Here is a 26971-nt window from a genome sequence, read left to right as displayed (position 1 = left end):
GAAGCGGCAGGCGCAGCGCCAGCCACTTCGAAGACCATGATCAGTGAGCCAGTTTTCACTTTGTCACCGGTCGCAATCTTGATCTCTTTAACCACACCTGCAAACGGTGCAGGAACTTCCATAGAGGCTTTGTCGCCTTCTACGGTGATCAGAGACTGTTCAGCTTCAACGGTATCGCCAACTTTCACCATCACTTCGGTGACTTCAACTTCGTCGGCGCCGATGTCTGGAACTTCAACATCTTTTGCCGCAGCGGCGGCTGCCGGAGCAGGTGCGGCCGCTGGTTTCTCTTCTGCTTTAGCAGGTGCAGCTGCTGCGCCTTCGGCTTCGCTCTTTGTTTCAAACAACATGATCAGTTTGCCGGTTTCGACTTTGTCGCCCACGGAAACTTTAATTTCTTTAACTACACCGGCCTGTGGTGATGGGACTTCCATGGAAGCTTTGTCACCTTCAACGGTGATCAAAGACTGTTCGGCTTCCACTTTGTCGCCCACTTTTACCATCACTTCGGTAACTTCAACTTCATCAGCACCGATGTCCGGTACATTAATTTCGATAGACATTCTTCTGTACCTCTTATGCCAGACGCGGGTTAACTTTTTCTGGGTTGATGTCGAATTTCTTAATTGCATCAGCAACCACAGAAGCTTCGATTTCACCGCGTTTAGCCAGTTCACCCAGTGCAGCAACCACAACGTAAGAAGCATCAACTTCAAAGTGGTGACGCAGGTTTTCGCGGCTGTCTGAACGACCGAAGCCGTCAGTACCCAGTACGCGATAATCGCTGGCTGGAACGTAAGTACGAACCTGTTCTGCGAACAGCTTCATGTAGTCGGTAGACGCAACCGCTGGCGCATCGTTCATCACCTGAGCGATATACGGTACACGTGGAGTTTCGGTTGGGTGCAGCATGTTCCAACGCTCACAGTCCTGACCATCACGAGCCAGCTCGGTGAAGGAAGTTACGCTGTAGGTATCAGAACCCACGCCGTATTCTTCAGCCAGGATCTTAGCCGCTTCACGAACGTGACGCAGGATAGAACCTGAACCCAACAGCTGAACCTTACCTTTGTTACCTTCCAGAGTTTCCAGTTTGTAGATACCTTTACGGATACCTTCTTCTGCACCCTGCGGCATTGCCGGCATGTGGTAGTTTTCGTTCAGCGTAGTGATGTAGTAGTAAACGTTTTCTTGCGCTTCACCGTACATGCGCTCCAAGCCGTCATGCATGATGACTGCTACTTCGTAAGCGTATGCTGGATCGTAAGAGATACAGTTCGGGATAGTCAGAGACTGAATGTGGCTATGGCCATCTTCGTGCTGCAGACCTTCACCATTCAGGGTTGTACGACCTGAAGTACCACCGATCAGGAAGCCACGTGCCTGTTGGTCACCCGCTGCCCAGCACAGGTCGCCGATACGCTGGAAACCAAACATGGAGTAGTAGATGTAGAACGGAATCATTGGCAGATCGTTGGTGCTGTAAGACGTTGCCGCCGCCAGCCAAGATGATGCTGCACCCAGTTCGTTGATACCTTCCTGCAGGATCTGACCTTTTTCGTCTTCTTTATAGTAAGCAACCTGCTCACGGTCCTGCGGGGTGTACTGCTGGCCGTTAGGGCTGTAGATACCGATCTGACGGAACAGGCCTTCCATACCAAAGGTACGCGCTTCGTCGGCGATGATTGGAACCAGACGATCTTTGATCGACTTGTTCTTCAGCATCACGTTCAGGGCACGAACGAAAGCGATGGTGGTAGAGATTTCTTTGTTCTGCTCTTCCAACAGAGAACCGAAGTCTGACAGCGCAGGCATTTCCAGTTTCTCGGTGAAGTGAGTCAGACGAGTTGGCAGGTAGCCTTGCAGCGCCTGACGGCGTTCGTGCAGGTACTTAGACTCTTCAGAATCTTTATCAAACGTCACGTATGGCAGTTTTTCGATTTCAGAATCAGCCACAGGTACGTTGAAACGATCACGGAACTGGCGCACGCCGTCCATGTTCATTTTCTTAACCTGGTGAGCGATGTTCTTACCTTCGGCGGTGTCACCCATGCCATAACCTTTAACGGTGTGGGCAAGAATAACGGTCGCTTGGCCTTTGGTATCTTTCGCTTTTTTCAGTGCCGCGTAGACTTTCTTAGGATCGTGGCCGCCACGGTTCAATGCCCAGATTTCGTCATCGCTCATGTCTTTAACCAGAGCGGCGGTTTCAGGGTAACGACCGAAGAAGTGCTCACGAACATAAGCGCCGTCTTTGGATTTGAAGGTCTGGTAGTCGCCGTCCAGCGTTTCGTTCATCAGCTGGATCAGTTTACCGCTGGTATCTTTACGCAGCAGCTCATCCCAACGGCTACCCCAGATAACCTTAATCACGTTCCAGCCAGCGCCTGCGAAGATGCCTTCCAGTTCGTTAACGATTTTGCCGTTACCGGTGACAGGGCCATCCAGACGTTGCAGGTTACAGTTGATGATGAAGCACAGGTTGTCCAGTTTTTCACGAGTTGCGATAGTGATCGCACCTTTAGATTCTGGCTCATCCATCTCGCCGTCGCCCAAGAAAGCGTATACGGTTTGTTCAGAGGTGTCTTTCAGGCCACGGTGTTCCAGATATTTCAGGAACTTAGCCTGATAGATCGCACCGATTGGGCCCAGACCCATGGATACGGTTGGGAACTGCCAGAATTCAGGCATCAGTTTAGGATGCGGGTAAGAGGACAGGCCTTTACCGTGAACTTCCTGACGGAAGTTGTTCATCTGTTCTTCTGTCAGACGGCCTTCAAGGAAGGCACGAGCGTAAACGCCCGGAGAAATGTGGCCCTGGAAGTACACCAAATCGCCGCCGTCTTTCTGATTGCGAGCGCGGAAGAAGTGGTTAAAGCAGACTTCGTATACCGTTGCGGAAGACTGGAAAGAAGCCATATGGCCACCCAGCTCCAGATCCTTTTTCGATGCACGCAGAACGGTCATGATCGCGTTCCAACGAATCGCTGAACGGATGCGGCGTTCCAGCTCCAGATTACCTGGGTACGCAGGTTCGTCTTCTACCGCAATGGTATTGACGTAGTTGCGGCTGGTCGCTCCGGTAGGCAGATTTACGCCGCCTTTACGGGCTTCACCCAATACTTGATCAATCAGGTACTGAGCGCGCTCTACACCTTCTTCACGGATGACCGATTCGATCGCCTGCAGCCAGTCGCGGGTTTCGATCGGGTCCACGTCATTGTTTAAACGTTCTGACATGGTGGTATTCCTTATCTGTCTAATGGTTTGTCAGGAGCCTGTCTTCGTGTGTTTTCTTCATGTCGGGAAAAAACACGAAGACAGGCCCAATCAGGGTTTAGTTGCCTAGTGGTGTTGCAATAAAACGGATTATCAAAGGGCTAAGCTTTCACAATCCGTTTTTAATCCTTGCGTTGCTGGAGTCTACGCAGCGACCGCTCACGGCGGCTATGCTCACGATTGAGCTCCAACAAAATATCCTCAATAAATGCCAGATGGCGGTGCGATGCTTCACGAGCTTTCTCTGGCTCGCGTGCCACAATCGCCTCAAAAATGCTGGCACGATGGTCGTTTACCTTGGCCAACATTTCACGGCGCGAGTAAAGCAACTCAAAGTTCTGTTTAACGTTTTGCTCCAGCATCGGCGCCATGCAGCGCAGCAAATGCAGAAGAACCACGTTATGTGCAGCTTCGGTCACCGCGACCTGATACTGCATAACTGCATCCGCTTCAGCGTCTAAATCGCCGCTTTCCTGCGCCTCTTGGATAACCAGATGGCAAGTGCGAATACGGGTTAAATCTTCGTCTGTGCCGCGCAGTGCTGCGTAATAAGCAGCAATACCTTCAAGCGCATGACGGGTTTCGAGCAAATCGAATTGTGATTCTGGATGGTCTGCCAGTAGTTCAGCCAAAGGATCGCTAAAACTTTGCCAGAGGTTGGTTTGAACGAAGGTACCGCCTCCCTGACGACGCAACAGCAATCCTTTTGCTTCTAGCCGCTGTATCGCTTCTCTTAAAGAAGGTCGAGACACATCAAACTGTTTCGCCAGCTCACGCTCGGGCAGAAGTTTTTCTCCTGGGCGTAGCGTGCCTTCCAGAATCAGATATTCCAGTTGCTGTTCGATGACATCTGATAGTTTCGGTTGACGAATTTTGCTGTAGGCCATGTCGCTCTTTTCTTCTCTGAGAGTGCTTCTTCTTATTAACGTTATTTTGTTCGCGAGCCGCTTAAAATCTCTGCGAGTGGCGCAAAGTCAATTGGTAATACCAATTTCAAAAACGTGACGCTAAAGTAACAAAGTATTCACCTGCTGTCCATACAGGCTTTGATTGAAATCATAAAAGCGAGCATTTTTTAACAAAGTCACTCAAACAACACAGCAATACTATAACTGTAACGTGGTAATACCATTTACGAGGCGTGGGAGTATTTTAACTTTATTGAAACTAAAAGGCACTCAGGCTGAAGCGTGAAAGCAGCGCTAAATATGCATAAAAAATCAAACTAATGAATAATTATTTAATTTGTATATGTATTAACAATGCTAATTGCTTGAAGATAAATATGTTACGTGCGGTAGGTAAAATTAGGTAAAGAAGTAAAGGCTATACGGTGTTTGCCAAACAAACTCGCTCAGCCAGCACAAAATCCATTCAATCGGCAATTCTCCACATCCTCCCAAAGAGGTACATCCACCGGCGGCGCTTCATTTTGTAAAATTTTGCTTTTTTTCGTCTCTTTCGCCAATTTCGCTCAAAGCGTCTATTTTATAAACAATGCTCATTTTCTCTGAATGAATGAGCAAAAATTCATTGAGCTCTCTCTGTGATCTATATCGGTATTTAACGTTATAAATGTGGTGCAATTTCTTTCGCTTATCATTATTCTCCAGTCATTGGTAGCCAGTAAAGCAAATCAAATTGGCATTCCATGTAAACAATAAATTACGAATTTCGTATTTTAATAATTACAAATGACAGTAACAGTGAGCCAGAGGTCGTTTTCGGCCGGCGTATTTAGAGGATGAAAGACATGAGTGATCAGCAGCATCGCGCTCAGCCTCACGGTGACCAACTGAAAAGGGGATTGAAAAATCGCCATATTCAGCTGATTGCTCTGGGTGGTGCCATCGGCACCGGACTATTTTTAGGTATCGCACAAACCATCAAAATGGCGGGCCCGTCTGTTATTTTGGGCTACGCGATTGGTGGTTTTATTGCGTTCTTAATAATGCGTCAATTGGGTGAAATGGTGGTTGAGGAGCCTGTAGCAGGGTCTTTTAGCCACTTTGCCTTTAAATACTGGGGGAACTTTGCAGGTTTTGCCTCAGGCTGGAACTACTGGGTTCTGTATGTGCTTGTGGCGATGGCAGAACTCACCGCCGTCGGTATTTATGTGCAGTACTGGTTCCCTGATATCCCTACATGGGTTTCTGCGGCCGTCTTCTTCCTAGCGATTAACGCCATTAACCTTGCGAACGTCAAAGTCTATGGTGAAATGGAATTCTGGTTTGCCATTATCAAAGTCGTGGCCATTATCGGCATGATTGTGTTCGGCGTATGGCTCTTACTAAGCGGCCACGCAGGGCCAGAAGCCAGCGTAACAAATCTGTGGGAGCAAGGTGGATTCTTCCCTAACGGCACGATGGGTCTGGTGATGGCGATGGCCGTTATCATGTTCTCGTTTGGTGGGTTAGAACTGGTTGGCATTACCGCAGCCGAAGCTGATAATCCAGAGAAAAGCATTCCTAAAGCCACGAATCAGGTTATTTACCGCATCCTGCTTTTCTATATTGGCTCTCTGTCTATCCTGCTTTCGCTTTACCCGTGGGGCAAAGTGGTGGAAGGCGGCAGTCCATTCGTGATGATTTTCCACGAGTTAGACAGCAACGTTGTTGCTACCATCCTGAATATCGTGGTTTTGACCGCTGCGCTATCGGTTTATAACAGCTGCGTGTACTGCAACAGCCGCATGCTGTTTGGCTTAGCTAAACAGGGCAACGGGCCGAAAGCGTTACTGAAAGTCGATGGCCGCGGTGTGCCCGTGGTAGCGATTGGGCTCTCAGCTGCCGCCACTCTGCTGTGCGTGCTGATTAACTACGTCATGCCGGGGAAAGCCTTTGAACTACTGATGGCGCTGGTGGTTTCAGCTCTGGTGATCAACTGGGCGATGATTAGCTTGGCGCACCTGCGTTTCCGTGCGGCTAAAAATCGTGAAGGCGTAGTACCTAAGTTTCAGGCGTTCTGGTATCCGTTCGGCAACTACCTGTGCTTAGCATTCCTGTGCGGGATCTTAGTCATCATGTACTTCACACCGGGCATTCAGATTTCAGTGCTGCTGATACCGGTATGGTTGATCATTCTCGGTATTGGCTACGCAATTAAACAAAGGAATCAACGGATTAAAGGTCAAATGACTCACAATACCTAACAAACCACACCCCGGGCCATTGGTGCAAATCAGTGATCCGGGGAATATATCCGCAGATTGGCCATATTAAGTATTTACCGAATATTCACCTCAGCTGTTTGCTCTATTGTCATGCGACCTGTGGCGACCCATAAGAGCACAAAACAAACGCCCTCCTTATCTTAGTCATCCACTGACTTTAAATTCAGCGATAATATTCCTGCCTCTTAAATAGAAGCTATTCCATCGACATTATGCAAAGCGCTTCGTGCATCCAATAATATAGTTTAATTAATATCAATTCAGTTAAAAATACACACCAATAATAATTCACACCTTCCTAATCAGTAACTCCGCAACAACGCCATGAGATCTCACACACAATAAATAATTATCTCAATATAAGTGTGAAATATCGCAATTGAGAAAACATCCGACAACAAACAAGATAAAACCCAAGACAACAAATAGACATTCAATCAAGAAATACTTCCGAGAATATAAATATAAAAGTTGAATGATTAAATATCTCGCTGAAAGGGTATTTAGTTATCAACACATTTCCACTCATCACATGGAACGTTAATCATGATAAAAGTGAACCCACTGGCATTAATTATAGGTCTAGCTCTTTTCGGCTCTACATCCACCTTTGCCTCTACAGATAGCAGTATTGAAGCTCGGCTCAATGCATTAGAAAAACGGCTTCAGCAGGCCGAGCAACGCGCCACTCAGGCGGAAAACCGTGCAGAAGCGGCAGAGCTGAAAGTACAAAAATTAGAAACCCGCACCGTCAATACTGAACAACAAACAGTTCAAGTAGCGAAGCGCACCGATACGCTGGAAACCAAAACTAACAATACGAGCGAATTAAAACTTAACCATTTTGTTGATAGCCTAAAAATCTATGGTGATGTCGAATTTAACTTGGATGCAGCGAGCAATAGCGGAAAATTAACATCACTTAAAAGCAGCGATAATAAAGATTGGAAAGCGAGTAATAATGAACGCTGGGATGTTAATGGACGTGTGCTATTAGGCGTTGATGGATATAAGAACGGCACGGCTGGTAACTATTCAGGGTTCAGCATACAGCCACTGGCCGATTTGGCTGGAAAAATGAATCTCGATGACGCAACCTTCTTCTTTGGCAACGAAAATAACTGGCAAGCTAAGATTGGTCGTTTCGAAGCTTACGATATGTTCCCTCTCAACCAAGACACCTTTATTGAATACTCAGGAAATACCGCTAACGACCTTTACTCAGATGGCTACGGATATATCTATATGATGAAAGAGGGGCGAGGCCGCAGCAATACGGGCGGCAATGTCATGCTTAGCAAAAATATCGATCATTGGTATTTCGAACTTAACAATCTGATAGAGAACGGCACTTCGCTATTTGATGATGGCAACTATCATGGCACTCATCTCACCAATGATAAAAACGTCGTTTATATGCGCCCGGTTATTGCTTGGAAGGACCGCGATTTTTCAGCCGCCGTCGCAATGGAAACCAACGTGGTTAATAACGCCTACGGCTACACGGATAGCCAAGGCCGTTTTGTCGATCAATCCAAGCGAAACGGTTATGGTTTTAGCATGACGTGGAACGGGTTGGCTAACGATCCTGAAAATGGCGTAGTGACTAACGTGAATACGGCCTACCTCGATGCATCAAATGAAACCGACTTTACGGCGGGAGTCAACGTTCTGTGGCATCGTTTCGAACTTGGTTATATCTACGCTCATAACAATATTAAAGAGTTTAATACCGACAATATAAACGTTAATTTTGATTCAAATGACTCTCTTGACGGGCCAGGGAAATACAATATCCACACTATTCATGCGTCGTATCAAATCCCTAACATAATGAATATGCCTAACTTTAATATCTTCATAGGCACTTATTATTCATTGCTAGATGCGAATACTAATAGCAAAGTTGCTAATCATGACAATGATGACCGCTATGGCGTAAGAGCTAGATTCAAATACTACTTCTAACGATTTCATCCCCTCGGCCCCGATCATTGTTAATCCTCACCGTACATGGATACTCAATGATCAGGGCAAATTGCCACATTGCTCACAACTCTAGCCCAATAGCACATTTATCCATCTCGCCAGCTAAACCTTTACCCATAGAATCAAGGTTTACGAGCACATAATCCTCATCAAGATAGCTAAATAATTTCTATGTGAGGATGTTAGCCATGAATGAAAACAAGCTTTCGGTAAAAGAAAAGATCGGGTACGGAATGGGAGATGCTGGTTGCAATATGATCGGCGGTGCCATCATGATGTTCCTGAGCTATTTCTACACCGATATCTTTGGTTTAGCCCCCGCATTAGTTGGCGTGTTGCTCCTTTCGGTGCGCGTTCTGGATGCCGTTACCGACCCGATTATGGGTGCCATTGCCGACCGCACTCAGACTCGCTGGGGGCGTTTTCGTCCTTATCTGCTCTGGGTATCATTCCCTTACGTCATTTTCAGCGTATTGATGTTTACCACGCCAGAATGGACCTATAACAGCAAAGTTATCTATGCATTCGTAACCTACTTCTTGATGTCGCTGACCTACACCGCCATCAATATTCCTTATTGCTCGCTAGGTGGTGTTATCACCGCCGATCCCAAAGAGCGCGTTTCCTGCCAGTCTTACCGTTTCATCATGGTTGGGATCGCCACCTTGATTTTATCCTCTACCCTTCTACCGATGGCAGATTGGTTTGGCGGCGAAGACAAAGCGAAAGGCTATCAAATGGCGATGGGCGTGCCGGCGCTGATCGGCTTATTTATGTTTCTGTTCTGCTTTGCCACCGTTCGCGAGCGCATTAAACCCGCCGTTCCGAGCAATGATGCGCTGAAGCAGGATTTACGCGACGTTTGGAAGAACGATCAGTGGGTGCGCATTCTGCTGCTCACGTTCTGCAACGTCTGCCCAGGCTTTATTCGTATGGCAGCCACCATGTATTACGTAGTGTGGGTGATGGAAAAAAGCACGCATTTCGCCACCCTGTTTATCAGCTTAGGCGTGATTGGCATGATGTTCGGCAGCGCGCTGGCGAAACCGTTAACCGATCGCTACTGCAAACTTAAGGTCTTCTTCTGGACCAATATTGTGCTCGCAATTTTCTCCTGTGGCTTCTATTGGGTAAACCCACACGCGACCACTTTAGTTCTAGTGCTCTATTTCTTGCTCAATATTCTGCATCAGCTCCCTTCCCCACTGCACTGGTCGCTGATGGCCGACGTTGACGACTACGGTGAATGGAAAACGGGGAAACGCAGCACCGGAATTAGCTTCTCAGGCAACCTGTTTTTCCTCAAAGTGGGCTTAGCCGTGGCGGGCGCAATGGTAGGGTTCTTGCTTTCAGCCTACGGCTACGACGCCGGTGCGGCACGCCAGAGCGACACCGCTGTGGGCGGTATTATTCTGCTTTTCACCATCATCCCAGGAATTGGCTATTTGATTACCGCAGGCGTTGTACGCCTATTGAAAGTTGACCGCACCATGATGATTCAAATTCAGAGCGATCTGGCTAAACGCCGCGAAAACTATCAAGAGCTCAATGCGCTAATCGATGCCAAGCAGGCGAAGCCACATACTGTTTAATCCATGAGATATCAGGGAGCTATAAATGACCGTTTTTCCTAACCCGCTGATTGAACAGCGCGCCGATCCCTATATTCATTTGCATCAGGATGGTTGGTATTACTTTATCGCTTCGGTGCCCGAATACGATCGTTTGGAACTACGCCGTGCCCAAACGCTAGAGCAACTGGCCGACGCAAAACCCGTGACTGTTTGGCACAAGCCAGAAAATGGTCCAATGAGCCACCTGATTTGGGCCCCAGAGCTGCATTTCTTCAATGGACAATGGGTGATTTATTTTGCTGCCGCGCATTCACCGGAGATTAAAGAAGGGCTATTCCAGCACCGTATGTTCGCCCTGACCTGCAACGACGCCGATCCGCTAAGCGGAAACTGGGTTGAGCGAGGCAGAATCATCACGCCGCTGGATACGTTTTCACTCGACGCCACCAGTTTTGAATACCAAGGTAAACGCTACTACCTTTGGGCGCAGAAAGATCCTGAGATTTATGGCAACTCTAATCTTTATCTCGCTGAACTTGAAAACGCATGGACGATAAAAGGCCAGCCGGTGATGCTGAGCAAGCCAGAGCTGGAATGGGAGACGAGAGGTTTTTGGGTCAACGAGGGACCTGCGGTCATTCACCATGGCGGAAGAATTTTTATCACTTATTCCGCCAGCGCCACCGATGAAAACTACTGTATGGGGATGCTATGGGCGAAGGACGGCGTTGATATTCTAGATGCCGCTCAATGGCATAAAGCGCAAAAGCCCGTATTTGGCACCGCACGCCATAACCGCCAATTTGGCCCAGGACATAACAGTTTTACTCAAACCCAAGAGGGCGACAACGTACTGGTCTATCACGCGCGCAACTACACTGAAATCGAAGGCGATCCGTTGTATGACCCAAACCGCCATACGCGTATTAAAACCTTCGAGTGGGATGAACAAGGGATGCCGGTGTTTGGGGAGCCGTTGGGGGATAATAGGTAGGAGGGCATCAGGGGGGCAATTCAACTTATGGGGTAAGGTTTCGTCTGCCGGTACTGTATGTGTATATGTTAGAACTGTGAAAGTTTTCGTACGCCGAATACACCGAGTTTCACATAGACATTGTGCTGGCGTCCGAGCAAGGCGGCTCAATCGCCGCCGCCTTGCATCCGGGCTTGGCACCGCTCTCCAGCCCGCTACGCGGGTTCCTTCATTGCGTCATTCCGGCTTTAACGGAACGAACGACAATCGGCATCCATGCCTCCGTCGTTCTTTTGCCGACGTCCAGTCGGCAAATCCTAGCCTACATTCCTCCATTCAGCTGAAGAACAACGTGCCGGAAAAGGCCAAACACCAAAAGACAAAAGACAAAAGACAAAAGATATTTTCTATCTTTTTATTTTCTTTTAATTGTTTAAGTCTTGGTAGGGAGAGCCGCCGGTACAAGGATGTACCGGCGGAGTTTGGGGCGCCCTGGATGGGCGATACCAAACCGTAGCGGAAATGGCGTCTCGGATAAAAGCGCGCGAGTTGAGAGCCCCCGCGCAACGGGGCTCTCATCGGACGCCTACGCCATTGGTTTCATGGAAATGCTCATGTTCACTGGCGGACGAAACCTTTCACAATTCTAACATATACAGTACTGGCGCACGAAGCCCCACTCCACCTACATCAACGCCCCATAAATCGTCAGCAGCGCTACAACCACCAGCAACACCATGGTGATTTTTCGCGCTAGCGTTACCGCCGCACGCGGCGTTTTAATCGGATCGAGATGCGGATCGCGCGCTAAGGAGAACTGTGCCAAATTGGTCAGCACTTTATATTGCGACGAATGCACATCACCCAGTGAAGCGAGCCATGCAGGCAGCGCCCTTTCACCATGGCCTAGCAGCGCATAGGTCACACCGGCTAAACGCACGGGGATCCAATCAAGCCAGTTCAGAACCAAATCCACACCCGACTGCGCACGTAACAGCGGCGACCCCTGACGTGTTAGCCATGTTTGGTAAGCACGCAGCATGGCATATCCCGCTAATGCAACAGGACCATACGGGCCTGCCACCACAAACCAAAACAGCGGCGCAAGATAGAAACGAAAGTTAATCCAAACCAGCGCATTTTGCAGTTCACGCAAACGCACATCAGCCGTACAATCCGTGGGCAAACCATGAATCAATGCCAGCTCGGTCGCCATCTGATCGGTCGCGTGTTCATCGCCTTTGCGCGCAGCCGCGAGATAAGCACGGTAGTGTTTACGGATTTCTCCCGCCCCAATGCAAAACAGCGCAATTAGAATCCACAATGCCAATGACAGCACCCCGAAGAACATACCGTGTGCAGCCCACAAAACGGCAAACACCACCGCCATCCAAACAATCGTCATCAGCAATGTTTTGGGCAACGATGCTCCAGAGCCCATCCGAAATATCGGCTCAAAACGGTGATCAATTTGCCAATGGTGCCCGAGCTTAAACAGACGCTCCCACGCTAATACCAGTAACAACGAAAACAGAGTCATGCTTCTTAACTCCCTTCTTTTTATTTATTTTTTATGTAACGACTTAAAATCTGGCGATATTCATCCCAGAAAAACATCGGGCCTGGATCGGTTTTTCGCCCTGGCGCAATATCGCTATGTCCAGTCACACGCTGAGGTGTTATCGGGTATTCATCCATCAGCAATGCGTTAATTTCTGCCAGCTTGCAATATTGCTCAGGCTCAAACGCTTGGGTATCAGTGCCTTCCAACTCAATGCCAATCGAAAAATCATTGCAGCGTTCGCGCCCCTCAAAACAAGAGACTCCTGCGTGCCATGCTCGGCGATTAAAAGGCACATACTGAATCACGGTTCCATCACGGCGTATCAGGCAGTGTGCAGAAACGCGCAAATGTTGAATTTCAGCAAAAAAAGGATGCTCATCGGCACGTAATGTACCGGTAAAAAGCTGGCTGATATACGGTCCGCCAAACTCGCCCGGCGGTAGGCTAATATTATGCACCACCAGCAATGACGGCGCTTCGCTATCTGGGCGATCGTCAAAATGAGGCGAGGGCACGCGCTCAACGCCAACAATCCAGCCGTCTTCTAATCGCATTTCTTACTGCTACTCCTGACCGAATGAGTGTTGTCTATAGCCAAAGTAATTGGAGTTGCAGCCAACGCAGATGCAGCTTCAAGTATGACGGCTATATATGGTACTTATAGCGGCAACAGAGTAGCATGATTATTCTTAATACTTGGACCTATATCAACAGTCCATGTTTATGGCCTAAAGGTCATCACCTGCTACTTTCGGAGTTTTTATTATGCCGACACGCCGCTACAGCGCCGATTCGCGCCGAGCCGAGCTGTTAGAACGTATTGAAAACGACATCCCTTACGCGGTGTCTCTGGCTCTACGAGAAGATTTGGGCGGCGAAGTAGACGCTGACCGTGATATCTCTGCACAACTATTGCCAAGCGATAGGGAAGCCACCGCCACCATCATCACCCGTGAAGCTGGCGTTTTTTGCGGTGTTCGCTGGTTAGAAGAGGTCTTTCTGCAACTAGGGCGGAAAGTCACTATCGAGTGGCAAGTGAAAGATGGTGACGCACTGGTTCCGAACCAATGCCTGTGCAAACTGACCGGCCCTGCCCGCATCCTGCTGACCGGCGAGAGAACCGCGTTAAACTTTTTACAAACGCTCAGCGGCGTATCGACTACGGTCAGCCACTATGTGAATATTTTAGCCGGAACAAAAACGCAGTTGCTCGACACGCGGAAAACCATCCCCGGTATGCGCACCGCACTGAAGTATGCGGTATTGTGCGGAGGCGGAAGCAATCATCGCCTTGGGCTTTCAGACGCTTTTCTGATTAAAGAAAACCACATCATCGCCGCAGGTTCGATAAAAAAAGCCGTCGAACAAGCATTTTGGATGCATACCGATGTACCCGTTGAAGTGGAAGTCGAATCCATCGACGAGCTCAGAGAAGCGCTGGATGCCGGTGCCGATATTATTATGCTGGATAATTTCACCACCGATATGATGCGTGAAGCGGTGGCGCTAACCGGCGATCTCGCCCAGTTAGAAGTGTCTGGCAATGTGACCGATGAAACGCTGCGCGAGTTTGCTGAGACCGGCGTTGATTTCATTTCAGTCGGAGCACTCACTAAACATATCAAAGCGCTCGATCTCTCCATGCGCTTTCAGTAACACCAGGTTAAACCAATAAGCATTCACCCACGCCATATTGCGGCGCTGTTCGCACTATGGCGTGGAAACCTGTAACAGGTTTGAATTTCTCGTCAATCGCCTTTCCAGTCTTCTCCTTCAGTACTTGGCTACCACCAATGCTCATTGCATGCTGCGCTGCACAACACAGCGGAGACTCATCATGCAGCAAACACAGGTTCCTCACTTAATAGCCCACCGCCAAAGCGGCTTTACGCTTATTGAGCTAATGGTCGTGATCGCCATCATCGCCATTCTTAGTGCCGCAGGAATTCCAGCGTACCAAAGCTATATTCAAAAAGCGGCGATGACAGATATGTTGCAGGCCATGATGCCCTATAAAACGGCGATTGAACTGTGCGCTCTGGAGCAAGGCAGCCTCTCTGAATGCAACATTGGGGCAAGTGGTATTCCCCAAAGCAAAAGTACGACGTATGTCAGCACCCTTAACGTGTCCCAAGGCGTTATCACTGCGGTAGGGCAACAGGCGTTAAACGGACTCACGGCATCGCTCACACCGCAGTTAGACAGCACGAGCGGCGATCTGAGCTGGCAAAAAAACTGTCAGGCATCAGGTGAAAACAGCTCACTTGTCACCGCCTGCGATCAAGTTCTACGCTTTCCATCCGCAGGAGACACCCAGTGAACCGGCGGCATATTGAGCAGCTATGCCACCAATTTGGCTGCGTCATGATTGAAGAAGATAGCCACGCGATTCAGATCGCTGGGCCTCACGCCGTGGCTCCCAGCAAACTCGTTGACGCAATAAAATTCGCCAGCGGGAAATCCGTAGTTTGGCATCGTTGGGGAGTAGCCCAGCTAGAGTCAGCCCAGCAACATCATGCAACAGCGCTAAACTCGCCAGACGGCACCGGTGATGATGTTAAAACCAAGCAGCTACTGGAATATATTATTCAGCAAGCGCTCAAGCGAAGAGCCTCTGACATTCACCTTGAACCGAAACTAAACAGCCTAAACGTTCGCCTGCGCATTGACGGCGTATTGCAGCCGCTGCCGCTCCCGAACGGCAGCGACACTCTGCGTATTATTCCTCGGCTCAAAGTGATGGCTGAGCTTGATATCGCGGAACGTCGTATTCCACAGGATGGACAACTTAACATCGCGCTAAATTCACAGAGCACAACCTTCCGTATTTCTACCCTACCCACTCGGCTCGGTGAAAAAGTGGTGCTGCGTCAGGTTCAAGATGGGGTCCAGCCTTTTGAGCTCGACGGCTTAGGGTTCGAACCCCGAGCACTTAGCACGTTTAAATCCGCACTGAGCAAACCCCAAGGGCTGATTTTAGTCACAGGACCAACGGGGAGTGGAAAAACAGCCACGCTTTATAGCAGCCTTAACTATTTACGCTCACCAGAGATCAACATTTGTAGCGTAGAAGATCCGGTTGAGTCACCGCTAGAAGGCGTCAACCAAACCGCAATTAATACCAAAGCCGCACTCGGGTTTACCACCGTCCTACGCGCGCTGCTACGCCAAGACCCTGATGTCATTATGATCGGTGAGATTCGCGATGCTGAGACGGCTGAGATCGCTGTTAATGCAGCGCAAACCGGTCATCTGGTGCTATCCACACTGCATACCAATTCTGCTAGCGAAACGCTGGTACGTTTATCTCAGTTGAATGTTAAGCCCTATCTTATCGCCGCCAGCCTGAGCGTTGTTATCGCACAGCGCTTGGTACGCAAGCTCTGTCAGCATTGTCGCCAACGCGATCTTACCGCTCAAAAACTCACCCCCAGCCAGTGGCAAGGCGATGAGTTTCATCACTGGATAGCCGCTGGCTGCGAACACTGCTTTAACGGTTACTATGGTCGAAAAGCCGTCTACGAAATCCTGCCAATTTCACCCGAGATCCAACTCGCACTGCTCGCTCAAGCCTCCGCTCTAGACATTCACACGCTATCACAGCAACAGGGCGTTGTATCGCTGTGGCAGGCTGGTCTTCAGCTCGCTCATCGAGGAGAAACCTCGCTGGCAGAAGTCGTGCGTGTATTGGGTGGGCATTATGCTGACAAGGTACGGTGAAAACAGATGACTTATGCGCTCTTTACATGGTTAGCGATAGACCCAGCGCAGCAATTGCTAACGGGCGTCTGTCTCGCAAAGCAAAAATAACAGGCACTTTTTCAGCTACAGATACAGGGGCTCATACCACTGAAAATGCAGCGGCAGTATCGCCTGCGTCCTTTAGCGTGGAAGAATACAGATTGCATTCACTCCATCGAACAGCTAGCAACACTACTGCATGCGGGATTGCCTTTGGCTAAATGCCTATTGATGCTGTCAGAAGATCATCCACATCGCCATTGGCGGTGTTTACTTCAACGACTCGCACAGCAGGTTAGTATGGGTATTCCTCTGTCAGAGGCGCTGGTCACGTTCCCAGATATCTTTCCTCCTATGTATAGCAAAACCATTGCCACGGCAGAATTGACAGGACGGCTGGATCAAAGCTGTTTCGCGCTGGCAGAGCAACAGAAGCGCCAAGCCGAGCTCAAGGCCAAGATCGGCAAAGCGTTGCGCTACCCCGCTCTCTTACTCAGCGTCACACTCATTGTGATCGTCATTATGCTGGTTTGGGTATTGCCACAATTTTCCGATCTCTATCGAAGCTTTAATGCCCCCTTGCCTGCATTCACGCGTGCATTGATGGCTTGCTCTCAGGTGCTGATTCAGCATGCACCGTCGATTATTGGGATTATCTCTTCGGCAGTGCTTCTGACGCTATGGCGTTATCAGCGTTCGCCGTCATTCCGAATTCAAACACAGCGAATGCTATTACGGTTGCCCATCATCGGTCGTTTGATATCAACAGCAAATCTTAGCCAACTTTTTTTCAGCCTCGCTATGACCCAACAGGCAGGATTACCGCTGTTGAAAGGGCTAGAAAATGCGACTCAGGCGCAGCAGAATCCTATTTTTCGGCAGGCGGTCGAAAATGTGAGCCAGAATTTACAACAGGGAGATGCCCTAAGCTTGGCAATAAAGCAGCAGTCAGTATTTCCAACACTGTGTTTTCAACTGATACGGGTGGGTGAAGAATCCGGTGGGCTTGACCACATGATGTCGCGCTTGGCACAGCATTATCAGCATCAAGCTAATAGCCTGAGCGACGCGCTGGCGCAGATGATAGAACCCATCATGATGGTAATTATGGGGATTGTGGTCGGTGGCTTAGTGCTTGCAATGTATCTCCCGATTTTTCAACTGGGCAGTGTATTGCAATAAGAAATGATAACGGGCAAAGAAGGCATAAAACAAAACAGCCACTCTGTATCAACAGAATGGCTGCATTTAGAGTGCTAACTTAGTTGGAACCGTAAACGCGGTTTTCCTGCTCCGCAACGCGGATAAAGGTCGTGCGCTTGGTTAGCTCTTTCAAGCGCTCTGCGCCAACGTAGGTACAAGCTGAACGTAGGCCACCCAAGATATCACGAACGGTGTTATCTACCGAGCCACGCAGCGGGAGACGCACGGTTTTACCTTCTGCTGCACGGTAGCCCGCAACACCGCCAACGTGACGATTCATGGCAGACTCAGAGCTCATGCCATAGAACAACATGAACTTATCACCGCTTTCGTCTTCAACGACACGGCCTTCGCATTCATCATGCCCTGCCAGCATCCCACCCAGCATCACGAAATCAGCACCACCGCCGAAAGCTTTAGCCACATCACCCGGCACGGTGCAACCACCGTCGGATACAATTTGCCCACCCAGACCATGCGCAGCATCGGCACACTCAATCACGGCGGACAGCTGTGGATAACCAACGCCGGTTTTCACACGCGTGGTACACACGGAGCCCGGACCGATGCCGACTTTTACAATGTCTGCGCCGGACAAAATCAGCTCTTCGACCATTTCACCGGTAACAACGTTACCCGCACAAATCACTTTATCTGGGCATGCTTCACGCGCTTTACGCAGGAAGGCCACGAAGTGCTCTGAATAACCATTAGCAACGTCAATACAGATAAACTTCAGCGATGGGGATAAGGCCAGAATCTGCTTCATCTTCAGGAAGTCAGCTTCAGAGGTACCGGTAGAAACCATAACATGGCGCAGTACGCTTTCAGACGAACGCTGAACGAACTGCTGCCACTGTTCTACGGTGTAATGTTTGTGAACTGCGGTCAGCACATCGAAAGAAGCGAGCGCTTCTGCCATGCGGAAAGTGCCTACCGTGTCCATATTGGCTGCGATAACCGGAACGCCGGACCACTTCCATCCTGAATGCTTAAAGGTGTACTCACGCTCAAGCTCAACTTCAGAACGGCTTTTTAAGGTTGAACGCTTAGGGCGGATCAGGACATCTTTAAAGCCTAACTTCAGATCTTCTTCAATACGCATGTGTTTGGTTTCCTGGTTAACGGCGACGATTCGCAGGGAATGCAATCATACAAACGATTGGCTGTTGCATGACGCCAGTTCCAGTGACGTTATCATACGCAAGAATTCCACCTCGACAAGACTGCTTTTTCATCAAAATTTAGGTTACACTCCCATAAATTTATCCGAGCCAGTTCCTCCCTTCCAGATCACATTTTTCTGCATAAAAAAGCGTAAACCTTACAACTCTGCCTGTTTTTTTCTCAAAATAGTCGAGCCAATAAGATCCTTGCTTGCACTTGGCGCTAGGACCATTATGATTCGCATGGCATTTATTTCTCGCACCCATAGTGGGTTAATTAAGGTGTTAGTCAGCAAGCATTGATGCGCTAATTTGCTATGAAAAGGTGGCATGATGACCTATATCGTTGCATTAACCGGAGGGATCGGCAGTGGTAAAAGCACTGTCGCGGATGCGTTCAGTCAGTTGGGCGTTCCCGTTGTTGATGCCGACGTCATTGCCAGGCAGGTTGTCGCCGTTGGCGCTCCCGCGCTACAAAAAATTGCCGCACATTTCGGTCAAAAAATATTGCTGGATGATGGCTCATTAAATCGGGCATTGCTGCGAGAAATTATTTTTAATCAACCGCAGGAAAAAATGTGGCTCAATAGCCTGCTGCATCCCATGATTCATCAAGAGACGCAGCGTCAACTGACCACGATTGATACCCCTTATGCTTTATGGGTGGTTCCTCTGCTGATTGAAAATGGATTAACTCAACGAGCGCAGCGCGTCTTGGTAGTTGACGTTGATCCTGAAGTACAGCTTCAGCGGACGATGGCTCGCGACGGTGTTTCTCGCGAACAAGCCGCAAACATTTTGGCAGCCCAGGCCACACGTGCACAGCGTTTAGCCTATGCTGATGATATTATTGAGAACAGCGGTAGCCCTGAAACCATCGCGCCGCGCGTTGCCTCACTGCATCGTCACTATCTAGATCTGGCGGCAGCGACCCAACAGGATCCACACCATGAGTGATACATCTACGACTGTTTTGTTTGAACATCCGCTAAATGAAAAGATGCGTACTTGGCTACGAATCGATTTCTTACTTCAGCAATTACAGCAACATAGACATCTACAAGATATCACTGGCGCTCTCGCCTTTTTTCGTACCACGGCCGATCTGCTCGATGTATTGGAGCGCGGCGAAGTGCGCACCGAGCTATTAAAAGAGCTTGAACGCCAACAGCGTAAACTGTTGCAATGGACTGAAGTTCCCGGCGTCGATCAGGAGATGATCCGCCAATTACGTAACCAACTGAAAAATCAGGCCGCCACATTGATGGCTGCGCCGCGTATTGGCCAACAGCTGCGAGAAGATCGTCTCATCGCCTTGGTTCGTCAGCGTTTGGGTATCCCCGGTGGTTGCTGTAGTTTTGACCTTCCTACACTGCACATTTGGCTGCATCAGCCGCAAGAAGTCCGCGACGAACTGGTCGATTCTTGGCTCACTTCCCTTGAACCATTATCCGCAACGCTGACGTTAATCCTAAACTTAATCCGTAACTCTGGCGTTTTTAAACCGATGATCAGTCTCAACGGTTTTTATCAGGATAACGCGGAAGATGCCGACCTGCTGCGAATGAATATTGCTTTGAATTTGCAGGTGTACCCGCAAGTTTCCGGGCACAAAACCCGTTTTGCGATCCGCTTCTTACCACTTGATAGTGAGCAGGGTTCTGTTCCAGAACGTTTGCAGTTTGAACTAGCCTGCTGCTAAAAATGCACTAAAGGCTCACAACGCTGAAGCGTTCTCAAAAAAGTGAGCACGAAAGGAAATAGAAAATGAAAGATGAAGTAATGACGGTGAACTGCCCTATCTGCGGCAAATCCGTAATTTGGGGTGAGCAAAGCCCTTATCGTCCATTCTGCTGCAAACGCTGCCAGCTGATTGATCTTGGCGAATGGGCGGATGAAGAGAAGCGCATTCCGAGTAATCCAGATCTTTCAGAAAGTGATGACTGGAGTGAAGAGCAGTAATGCGTTCACAGGCGTAGGTTTTCCTACGCCATCTAAGTTTCGTTAAGTGTTAAGCCTTGTTAAGCTGTTCGATAACCGGCTTGTTAGGCTCGGGAAACTCTTCAGCTTTCAGCTGATGCTGGTGCACCCAACGCATTGGCTGGCCCTCTCGCCCGTATGGCGTGTTATTCCAACACTTAACCAAGTAGAAATAGAGCGTGACAATACGATCGCTAAAACGATGATCCAGCTGGTACAGCAGTTCACTGTCCAATACTTCAATCCCCGTCTCTTCTAATAACTCACGCTGCAATCCCTGAACTGGACTCTCATTAACCTCAATTTTTCCGCCGGGAAACTCCCACAGGCCGGATAAATGTGAGTCGCTGCCACGCTGAGTAATGAAAATCTCCCCTTCGTCATTGCGAATAATACCCACTGCAATGTGCAAATGTTTCAGGCTCATAGCTTATTCCTTCTGATGACATTCTTACCTGATAAGGTAAGAAAAAGGGACACGCCAAAGCGTATCCCTTGATAACAATGATGTTCACAGCGTTAAATGATTAGCCTTGCAGGCGACCATGACACTGTTTGTATTTTTTACCAGAACCGCAAGGACATGGATCGTTACGCCCAACTTTGCGTTCGCCTGTCTGAGAAGCCAAATCCTGCGCAACCAGAGTGGCATCATCTACGTGGCTAAGCTGCTGCTGGCGGGCCAGACGTTCAGCTTCTTCACGGCGCTGTTGTTCCATTGCTTCAACTTCTTCTGGCATACGCACCTGAACTTTGCTCAGCACGCTGATCACTTCGTATTTCAGCGATTCCAGCATAGACGCGAACATCGCGAAGGATTCACGCTTATATTCTTGCTTAGGATCTTTCTGCGCATAACCACGCAGATGGATGCCCTGACGCAGGTAGTCCATGGCAGCCAGATGTTCTTTCCACAGGGAGTCCAACGTTTGCAGCATCACGCCCTTCTCAAAGTTGCGCATCATTTCTACGCCAACAACTTCTTCTTTGCGCTGATAAACTTCAACGGCCTGCTGGAAAATGCGTTCACGCAGAGTTTCTTCATGCAATTCAGGCTCTTTATCAAGCCACTCTTTGATTGGCATTTCCAAATCAAAGTCATTCTTCAGACGCTCTTGCAGGCCTTCGATATCCCACATTTCTTCCAGTGACTGCGGTGGGATATAGGTATCAAGCACGGTTTTAAACACATCTTCACGGATGCTGGTAATGGTTTCGCTAACGTCGCTTACGTCCAGCAGTTCGTTACGCTGGGTGTAGATCGCACGGCGTTGGTCATTGGCCACATCATCATATTCCAGCAGTTGCTTACGAATATCAAAGTTACGGCTTTCAACTTTGCGCTGCGCATTGGCGATTGCTTTGGTCACCCAAGGATGCTCAATGGCTTCGCCTGGTTTCATACCTAATTTACGCATCATGCCGGTAACGCGATCAGAAGCGAAGATGCGCATCAGGGCATCTTCCATAGACAGGTAGAAGCGAGAAGAACCGGCATCACCCTGACGGCCCGCACGGCCACGCAGCTGGTTATCGATACGGCGTGATTCATGACGCTCGGTACCAATGATGTGTAAACCGCCCGCTGCCAGAACTGCATCATGGCGAATTTTCCACGCGGCTTTGATTTCTTCAATCTGTTCGTCAGTAGGCTCAACCAGATCAGCGACTTCAGTCTGCCAGCTGCCGCCCAGCACAATGTCAGTACCACGACCGGCCATGTTGGTTGCGATAGTTACCGCGCCAGGCTGACCGGCGTTGGCCACGATATCTGCTTCTTTCGCATGGAACTTGGCGTTCAATACGTTGTGTTTGATACCCGCTTTAGTCAGCTCCTGAGAAACCACTTCTGATTTTTCAATCGAGATAGTACCCACCAGCACTGGCTGTCCGCGTTTAGTACATTCACGGATATCTTCAATAATCGCACCGATTTTTTCCATTTCAGTCATGTAGACCAGATCAGGCATATCGTTACGGATCATTGGACGGTTGGTTGGAACAACGATGGTATCCAGTTTGTAGATAGAGCTGAATTCGAATGCTTCAGTATCAGCAGTACCGGTCATACCGGCTAATTTTTCATACAGACGGAAGTAATTCTGGAAGGTAATAGAAGCCAGCGTTTGGTTTTCGTTTTGGATCTCAACGCCTTCTTTCGCTTCAACCGCCTGATGCAGACCATCAGACCAGCGACGACCTTGCATGGTACGGCCGGTGTGCTCATCGACGATGATAACTTCGCCATCTTTAACAATGTAGTCAACGTCACGCGTAAACAGCACGTGTGCGCGCAATGCCGCGGTAACGTGATGCATCAGCATAATGTTAGCCGGAGAGTACAGAGACTCACCTTCTTCCATGATGCCCGCTTCAACCAGCATCTCTTCAATCAGGATCAGACCACGTTCGGTCAGGTTAACCTGACGGCTTTTCTCATCAACGGAGAAGTGACCTTCACCTTGGAAGGTATCAGAGTCTTCTTTTTCCTGACGGATCAGCTTAGGAATAAGTTTATTCACACGGATGTACATCTCGGAGCTGTCTTCTGCAGGGCCAGAGATAATCAGCGGCGTACGCGCTTCATCGATCAGAATGGAGTCAACCTCATCCACCAGCGCATAGTGCAATTTGCGCTGAACGCGTTCTTCAGGGCTAAACGCCATGTTGTCGCGCAGGTAGTCAAAGCCGTATTCGTTGTTAGTACCGTAGGTGATATCAGCGGCGTAAGCGGCGCGTTTCGCTGGTGCGGTCATACCAGGCAGGTTGATACCAACAGACAGGCCGAGGAACTCGAACAGTGGACGGTTGTTTTCGGCATCACGCTGTGCCAAGTAGTCGTTCACGGTAACAACGTGTACGCCTTTGCCGCTCAGCGCATTCAGATATGCCGGCAGGGTTGCGGTCAGGGTCTTACCTTCACCAGTACGCATTTCTGCGATACAGCGGTCATTCAGAACCATACCGCCTAACAGCTGAACGTCGAAGTGACGCATACCAAACACGCGCTTACTCGCTTCACGAACGGTCGCAAAAGCTTCTGGCAACAAGCTTTCTACCGTTGCGCCTTTTGCCAAACGCTCACGGAACTCATTGGTTTTTGCTTTCAGCTCGTCGTCGGAGAGTTTTTCCATCTCCGGTTCCATCTGATTAATCAGTGCTACAGCTTTGCGCATACGGCGCAGCGTACGATCGTTACGGCTACCAAAAACCTTGGTCAATAATTTAATTAACATAATTCTTAATATCTCTTAGGGAGCGATGCTTGACGATCGCCCAAATTTTATAGTGATGAGATGGTATAAAAAACAATTAGATATGGCGTAGCTGGGGTCCGGCACGAATGCCCTGAACCTGAGCAACCCAGAGTGCTGGCTTATGCGCGATAGGCGCAGTATCCGACTCAGGCATCAATAAAACGGGGGTAGAAGGCGTGATAGCCGGCTGTAGCGTTAACAGCGAGCTTAAAGAACTGAGTAACACCAGCTGCTGAGCATGCAGCTCACCAGCCTTGATATCATTGACGGGCTCACTCGTCGCTGCCTGCGGGGTCATGCGATAGCTTAGATGCCGAATCGCCGTGCGCAGCGCATGCTGATGCCAATAATCCACGGATTGAAAACTACCGCGGCGTTTGCTGGCCTGAAGCCAGGCGAATTCATTCGTGTTATGGGCGTTGATTAAACGCTGCAAGCTGGTAGAAGGATCGGCAACTTTAGTCTGTTCGGTATTCGCTAATGCAGTAGGCACACCAAGCGTAGCCGCGACCATCCCCCATAGGAGATGCGGCCAAAAATAGCGTCTGCCAAATTGTCGCCAACGATTGAGAATACCAATCACATCAGATTTCCGTATTTCCACTACACATAGGCCGCAGATTTTACCATTATTATTATCAATCCACATCAGGATTCATCAATACCACTCGATAGAAACAATAATAATGATGCGTTTACATCATAGTAGTTTGATTATGAAGAATTAAAGCAGGGAATAAAGCGCTAATAGAAGATTTAAGCAGGAATAAAAATTAGAACGACTGGCTTCATTAGCCGGAGAGAGTACTAACTCCGCCAGTCGTGATCAGAAACAGTAGGCGTTAAGCCAAAACTGTTGTTGGTGCGCGGAATGCGATTGGCATTTCGGCATCATCTTCAAACGTTACGTATTCCCAAGCTTCCTGCTTAGCCAATACTGCTTGTAACAGTTTGTTGTTCAATGCATGACCTGATTTGAATGCGGTGAACGCACCAATGATGTTATGTCCACACATGAACAAGTCACCAATCGCATCCAGCATTTTGTGACGAACGAATTCGTCTTCAAAACGCAGGCCATCTTCGTTAAGAACGCGGTAATCGTCCACTACGATGGCACAATCGAAACTACCGCCCAGGCACAAACCACGGGACTGTAAATATTCGATATCACGCATAAAACCAAAAGTACGCGCACGGCTAATTTGGCGCACAAACGATTCGGCGGAGAAATCCATCCGGTAACGCTGTGAGCTGGAATCAATCGCTGGATGATTGAAGTCGATAGTAAAGTCTAAGCTGAAACCGTTATACGGAGACAGTTCAGCCCACTTATCGCCATCTTCAACACGCACAGTCTGCTTCAGGCGAAGGAATTTCTTCGCACAGTTCAGCTCTTCGATACCCGCTTCTAACAGCAGATAAACGAAAGGACTGGCGCTGCCATCCATGATAGGAATTTCTGCCGCATCAACTTCAATAATTAAGTTGTCGATACCTAAACCTGCCAGAGCAGCGTTTAAGTGTTCTACGGTAGAAATACGTACGTCATGCTCATTAACCAGGCAAGTACAGAGCATGGTATCACGCACGGATTTTGCATCAGCCGGAAAATCAACCGGTGGATTCAAGTCAGTGCGACGATAGATGACCCCGGTGTTAGCCGCGGCTGGGCGCATAGTCAGTGTGACCTTCTTGCCGGTATGAAGACCGACACCAGTCGCCTGAATAATACGTTTTAATGTCCGTTGTTTGATCATCGTTTTATCTCGCAGTGTTTATCCATCCAACCACCTTTAGCAAAGTTAACTTTATACTAAGGGCGGCGGGACAGTTTAGCACAAAGAGCGGAGATGCCAAATATCTGAGTAAATTAGTCAGCTTGCTTACGCAAGAAGGCTGGAATATCCAGATAATCTGGTTCTTTATTGCTCCCCTGAGCGGTTTGGTCGTTAACGACTTTGGCCGCTGCAGGTTTGTTTTCTTGTGGTAACGGAGACAAGCCGTGCTGCTGATAACGCTGGTCAATAACCGGCTGTGGAGCCTGTTTGCTTGTTACCAGTGTAATCTCAGGACGCTTATCCATGCCGATGCCGGTCGCAACGACGGTCACACGCAGTTCATCGTTCATCTCTGGATCCAGAGAAGTACCGATAACTACGGTTGCATTGTCAGAAGCGAATGCACGAATAGTGTTACCAACGGTTTCGAACTCATCTAAACGCAGGTCGAAGCCCGCAGTGATGTTAACCAGCACGCCGCGCGCACCAGACAGATCGATATCTTCCAACAGTGGAGAAGAGATAGCCATTTCAGCCGCTTCTTCCGCACGGTCTTCACCGCAGGCAATACCCGAACCCATCATGGCATAACCCATTTCAGACATGACGGTACGCACGTCCGCGAAGTCGACGTTCATCAGACCTGGGCGTGTAATCAGTTCCGCAATACCCTGCACCGCACCTTTCAGTACGTCGTTAGCCGCGCCGAATGCGTCTAACAGGGAAATACCACGACCCAGAACTTTTAACAGCTTATCGTTCGGAATAGTGATCAGGGAGTCCACGTGTTTGGACAGTTCAGCAATACCCTGTTCTGCAAACGCCATGCGCTTTTTGCCTTCAAAGTTGAAAGGCTTAGTCACCACGGCAACAGTCAGAATACCTAAATCTTTGGCTACTTCAGCCACAACGGGCGCAGCACCAGTGCCTGTACCACCGCCCATACCGGCTGCGATGAAGACCATGTCAGCACCTTCCAATGCAGCGCGCAGACCTTCACGGTCTTCCTCTGCAGAGTTACGACCGACTTCAGGGTTTGCACCCGCACCCAAACCTTTAGTGATACCACTACCGATCTGAATGGTTTGGCCGACAGCTGTTTTACGCAACGCCTGAGCATCCGTGTTAACGGCGAAGAACTCTACGCCCTCGATACGCTCGCGCACCATGTGCTCTACGGCATTGCCACCGCCGCCGCCGACGCCGATGACTTTAATCACCGCGTCATTGGTTAATTCCATTGGTTCAAACATAGTTTCTCTCCGTTTTGTGCCTGTCGCTTCGAGATCATA

The 26971-nt window shown here is 49.0% G+C and carries 21 protein-coding genes and 1 pseudogene; 11 read left to right on the top strand and 11 right to left on the bottom strand.

The window, feature by feature from the left end:
• The 3 genes from BN1044_RS19500 to pdhR all read right to left on the bottom strand — a co-directional run.
• Positions 1 to 563, bottom strand: a 563-nt coding sequence (locus tag BN1044_RS19500) for a biotin/lipoyl-containing protein (protein WP_302622582.1), incomplete at its 3' end; no start/stop codon positions are given.
• A 13-nt stretch (positions 564 to 576) separates the two neighbouring features.
• Positions 577 to 3240: a pyruvate dehydrogenase (acetyl-transferring), homodimeric type gene (aceE, locus tag BN1044_RS19495; protein WP_072310069.1), complete on the bottom strand. Its 2664-nt coding sequence runs from the start codon at positions 3238 to 3240 to the stop codon at positions 577 to 579.
• Positions 3241 to 3401: 161 nt separating this feature from the next.
• Entirely contained in the window at positions 3402 to 4166 is a 765-nt protein-coding gene (gene pdhR, locus BN1044_RS19490; RefSeq protein ID WP_025800338.1) for a pyruvate dehydrogenase complex transcriptional repressor PdhR, read from the bottom strand.
• 866 nt (positions 4167 to 5032) lie between these two features.
• On the opposite strand from pdhR, the gene BN1044_RS19485 reads away from it, so the two are divergent.
• The 4 genes from BN1044_RS19485 to BN1044_RS19470 all read left to right on the top strand — a co-directional run bounded on the left by BN1044_RS19485 (position 5033) and on the right by BN1044_RS19470 (position 11008).
• Positions 5033 to 6430: an amino acid permease gene (locus BN1044_RS19485; protein WP_072310068.1), complete on the top strand. Its 1398-nt coding sequence runs from the start codon at positions 5033 to 5035 to the stop codon at positions 6428 to 6430.
• Positions 6431 to 6997: 567 nt separating this feature from the next.
• Positions 6998 to 8419: a carbohydrate porin gene (locus tag BN1044_RS19480; RefSeq protein ID WP_072310067.1), complete on the top strand. Its 1422-nt coding sequence runs from the start codon at positions 6998 to 7000 to the stop codon at positions 8417 to 8419.
• Between the two features lie 209 nt (positions 8420 to 8628).
• On the top strand, positions 8629 to 10032 hold the full coding sequence (locus BN1044_RS19475) for a glycoside-pentoside-hexuronide (GPH):cation symporter (RefSeq protein WP_072310066.1): 1404 nt from the start codon (positions 8629 to 8631) through the stop codon (positions 10030 to 10032).
• 25 nt (positions 10033 to 10057) lie between these two features.
• Positions 10058 to 11008 carry a glycoside hydrolase family 43 protein gene (locus BN1044_RS19470; protein ID WP_072310065.1) on the top strand — a complete coding sequence of 317 codons (951 nt, stop codon included), beginning with the start codon at positions 10058 to 10060 and terminating at the stop codon, positions 11006 to 11008.
• Positions 11009 to 11672: 664 nt separating this feature from the next.
• Here BN1044_RS19470 and ampE read toward each other — a convergent pair.
• On the bottom strand, positions 11673 to 12527 hold the full coding sequence (ampE, locus tag BN1044_RS19460; RefSeq protein ID WP_072310064.1) for a beta-lactamase regulator AmpE: 855 nt from the start codon (positions 12525 to 12527) through the stop codon (positions 11673 to 11675).
• 20 nt (positions 12528 to 12547) lie between these two features.
• A complete protein-coding gene (gene ampD, locus BN1044_RS19455; RefSeq protein WP_072310063.1) occupies positions 12548 to 13105 on the bottom strand; it encodes a 1,6-anhydro-N-acetylmuramyl-L-alanine amidase AmpD in 558 nt (185 codons plus the stop codon).
• 211 nt (positions 13106 to 13316) lie between these two features.
• On the opposite strand from ampD, the gene nadC reads away from it, so the two are divergent.
• The 4 genes and pseudogenes from nadC to hofC all read left to right on the top strand — a co-directional run.
• On the top strand, positions 13317 to 14207 hold the full coding sequence (gene nadC / locus BN1044_RS19450) for a carboxylating nicotinate-nucleotide diphosphorylase (RefSeq protein ID WP_072310062.1): 891 nt from the start codon (positions 13317 to 13319) through the stop codon (positions 14205 to 14207).
• Positions 14208 to 14388: 181 nt separating this feature from the next.
• Complete coding sequence (gene ppdD, locus BN1044_RS19445) at positions 14389 to 14871, top strand: prepilin peptidase-dependent pilin (protein WP_072310061.1); 483 nt, start codon at positions 14389 to 14391, stop codon at positions 14869 to 14871.
• 44 nt (positions 14872 to 14915) lie between these two features.
• Positions 14916 to 16271, top strand: a complete 1356-nt coding sequence (locus tag BN1044_RS19440; RefSeq protein WP_081329631.1) for an ATPase, T2SS/T4P/T4SS family — start codon at positions 14916 to 14918, stop codon at positions 16269 to 16271.
• A gap of 108 nt (positions 16272 to 16379) precedes the next feature.
• Positions 16380 to 17474 (top strand): annotated as a pseudogene (gene hofC / locus BN1044_RS19435) (protein transport protein HofC); the annotation flags it as partial.
• Between the two features lie 79 nt (positions 17475 to 17553).
• Here the strand turns inward: hofC and BN1044_RS19430 are convergent.
• Positions 17554 to 18600 carry a GMP reductase gene (locus BN1044_RS19430; protein WP_072310059.1) on the bottom strand — a complete coding sequence of 349 codons (1047 nt, stop codon included), beginning with the start codon at positions 18598 to 18600 and terminating at the stop codon, positions 17554 to 17556.
• Positions 18601 to 18994: 394 nt separating this feature from the next.
• Between BN1044_RS19430 and coaE the strand changes: the two genes are divergently transcribed.
• The 3 genes from coaE to yacG all read left to right on the top strand — a co-directional run bounded on the left by coaE (position 18995) and on the right by yacG (position 20623).
• Positions 18995 to 19618 carry a dephospho-CoA kinase gene (coaE, locus tag BN1044_RS19425; RefSeq protein ID WP_072310090.1) on the top strand — a complete coding sequence of 208 codons (624 nt, stop codon included), beginning with the start codon at positions 18995 to 18997 and terminating at the stop codon, positions 19616 to 19618.
• The gene (gene zapD, locus BN1044_RS19420) at positions 19611 to 20363 is read left to right on the top strand and encodes a cell division protein ZapD (RefSeq protein ID WP_072310058.1); all 753 of its coding nucleotides are present in this window, start codon (positions 19611 to 19613) and stop codon (positions 20361 to 20363) included. The genes coaE and zapD overlap by 8 nt, the downstream gene beginning before the upstream one ends.
• Positions 20364 to 20428: 65 nt before the next feature.
• Positions 20429 to 20623, top strand: a complete 195-nt coding sequence (yacG, locus tag BN1044_RS19415) for a DNA gyrase inhibitor YacG (protein ID WP_072310057.1) — start codon at positions 20429 to 20431, stop codon at positions 20621 to 20623.
• Between the two features lie 49 nt (positions 20624 to 20672).
• Here yacG and mutT read toward each other — a convergent pair whose 3' ends face one another.
• From mutT to ftsZ, 5 genes are all read right to left on the bottom strand, one after another.
• On the bottom strand, positions 20673 to 21062 hold the full coding sequence (gene mutT / locus BN1044_RS19410; RefSeq protein ID WP_168780286.1) for an 8-oxo-dGTP diphosphatase MutT: 390 nt from the start codon (positions 21060 to 21062) through the stop codon (positions 20673 to 20675).
• Positions 21063 to 21168: 106 nt separating this feature from the next.
• Positions 21169 to 23877, bottom strand: coding sequence for a preprotein translocase subunit SecA (secA, locus tag BN1044_RS19405; RefSeq protein ID WP_072310055.1), 2709 nt, complete (start codon positions 23875 to 23877; stop codon positions 21169 to 21171).
• 76 nt (positions 23878 to 23953) lie between these two features.
• Positions 23954 to 24481 (bottom strand): secA translation cis-regulator SecM, encoded by a 528-nt coding sequence (gene secM, locus BN1044_RS19400; RefSeq protein ID WP_072310089.1) that lies wholly within the window; start codon positions 24479 to 24481, stop codon positions 23954 to 23956.
• Between the two features lie 259 nt (positions 24482 to 24740).
• On the bottom strand, positions 24741 to 25658 hold the full coding sequence (gene lpxC / locus BN1044_RS19395; protein WP_025800356.1) for a UDP-3-O-acyl-N-acetylglucosamine deacetylase: 918 nt from the start codon (positions 25656 to 25658) through the stop codon (positions 24741 to 24743).
• 113 nt (positions 25659 to 25771) lie between these two features.
• Positions 25772 to 26932: a cell division protein FtsZ gene (ftsZ, locus tag BN1044_RS19390; RefSeq protein ID WP_025800357.1), complete on the bottom strand. Its 1161-nt coding sequence runs from the start codon at positions 26930 to 26932 to the stop codon at positions 25772 to 25774.
• Positions 26933 to 26971 lie beyond the last annotated feature (39 nt).

This window comes from Hafnia alvei, assembly GCF_900095695.1.
GTDB classification, from domain to species: Bacteria; Pseudomonadota; Gammaproteobacteria; order Enterobacterales; family Enterobacteriaceae; genus Hafnia; species Hafnia alvei_B.
This window is presented reverse-complemented; position numbering and strand designations above follow the sequence as displayed.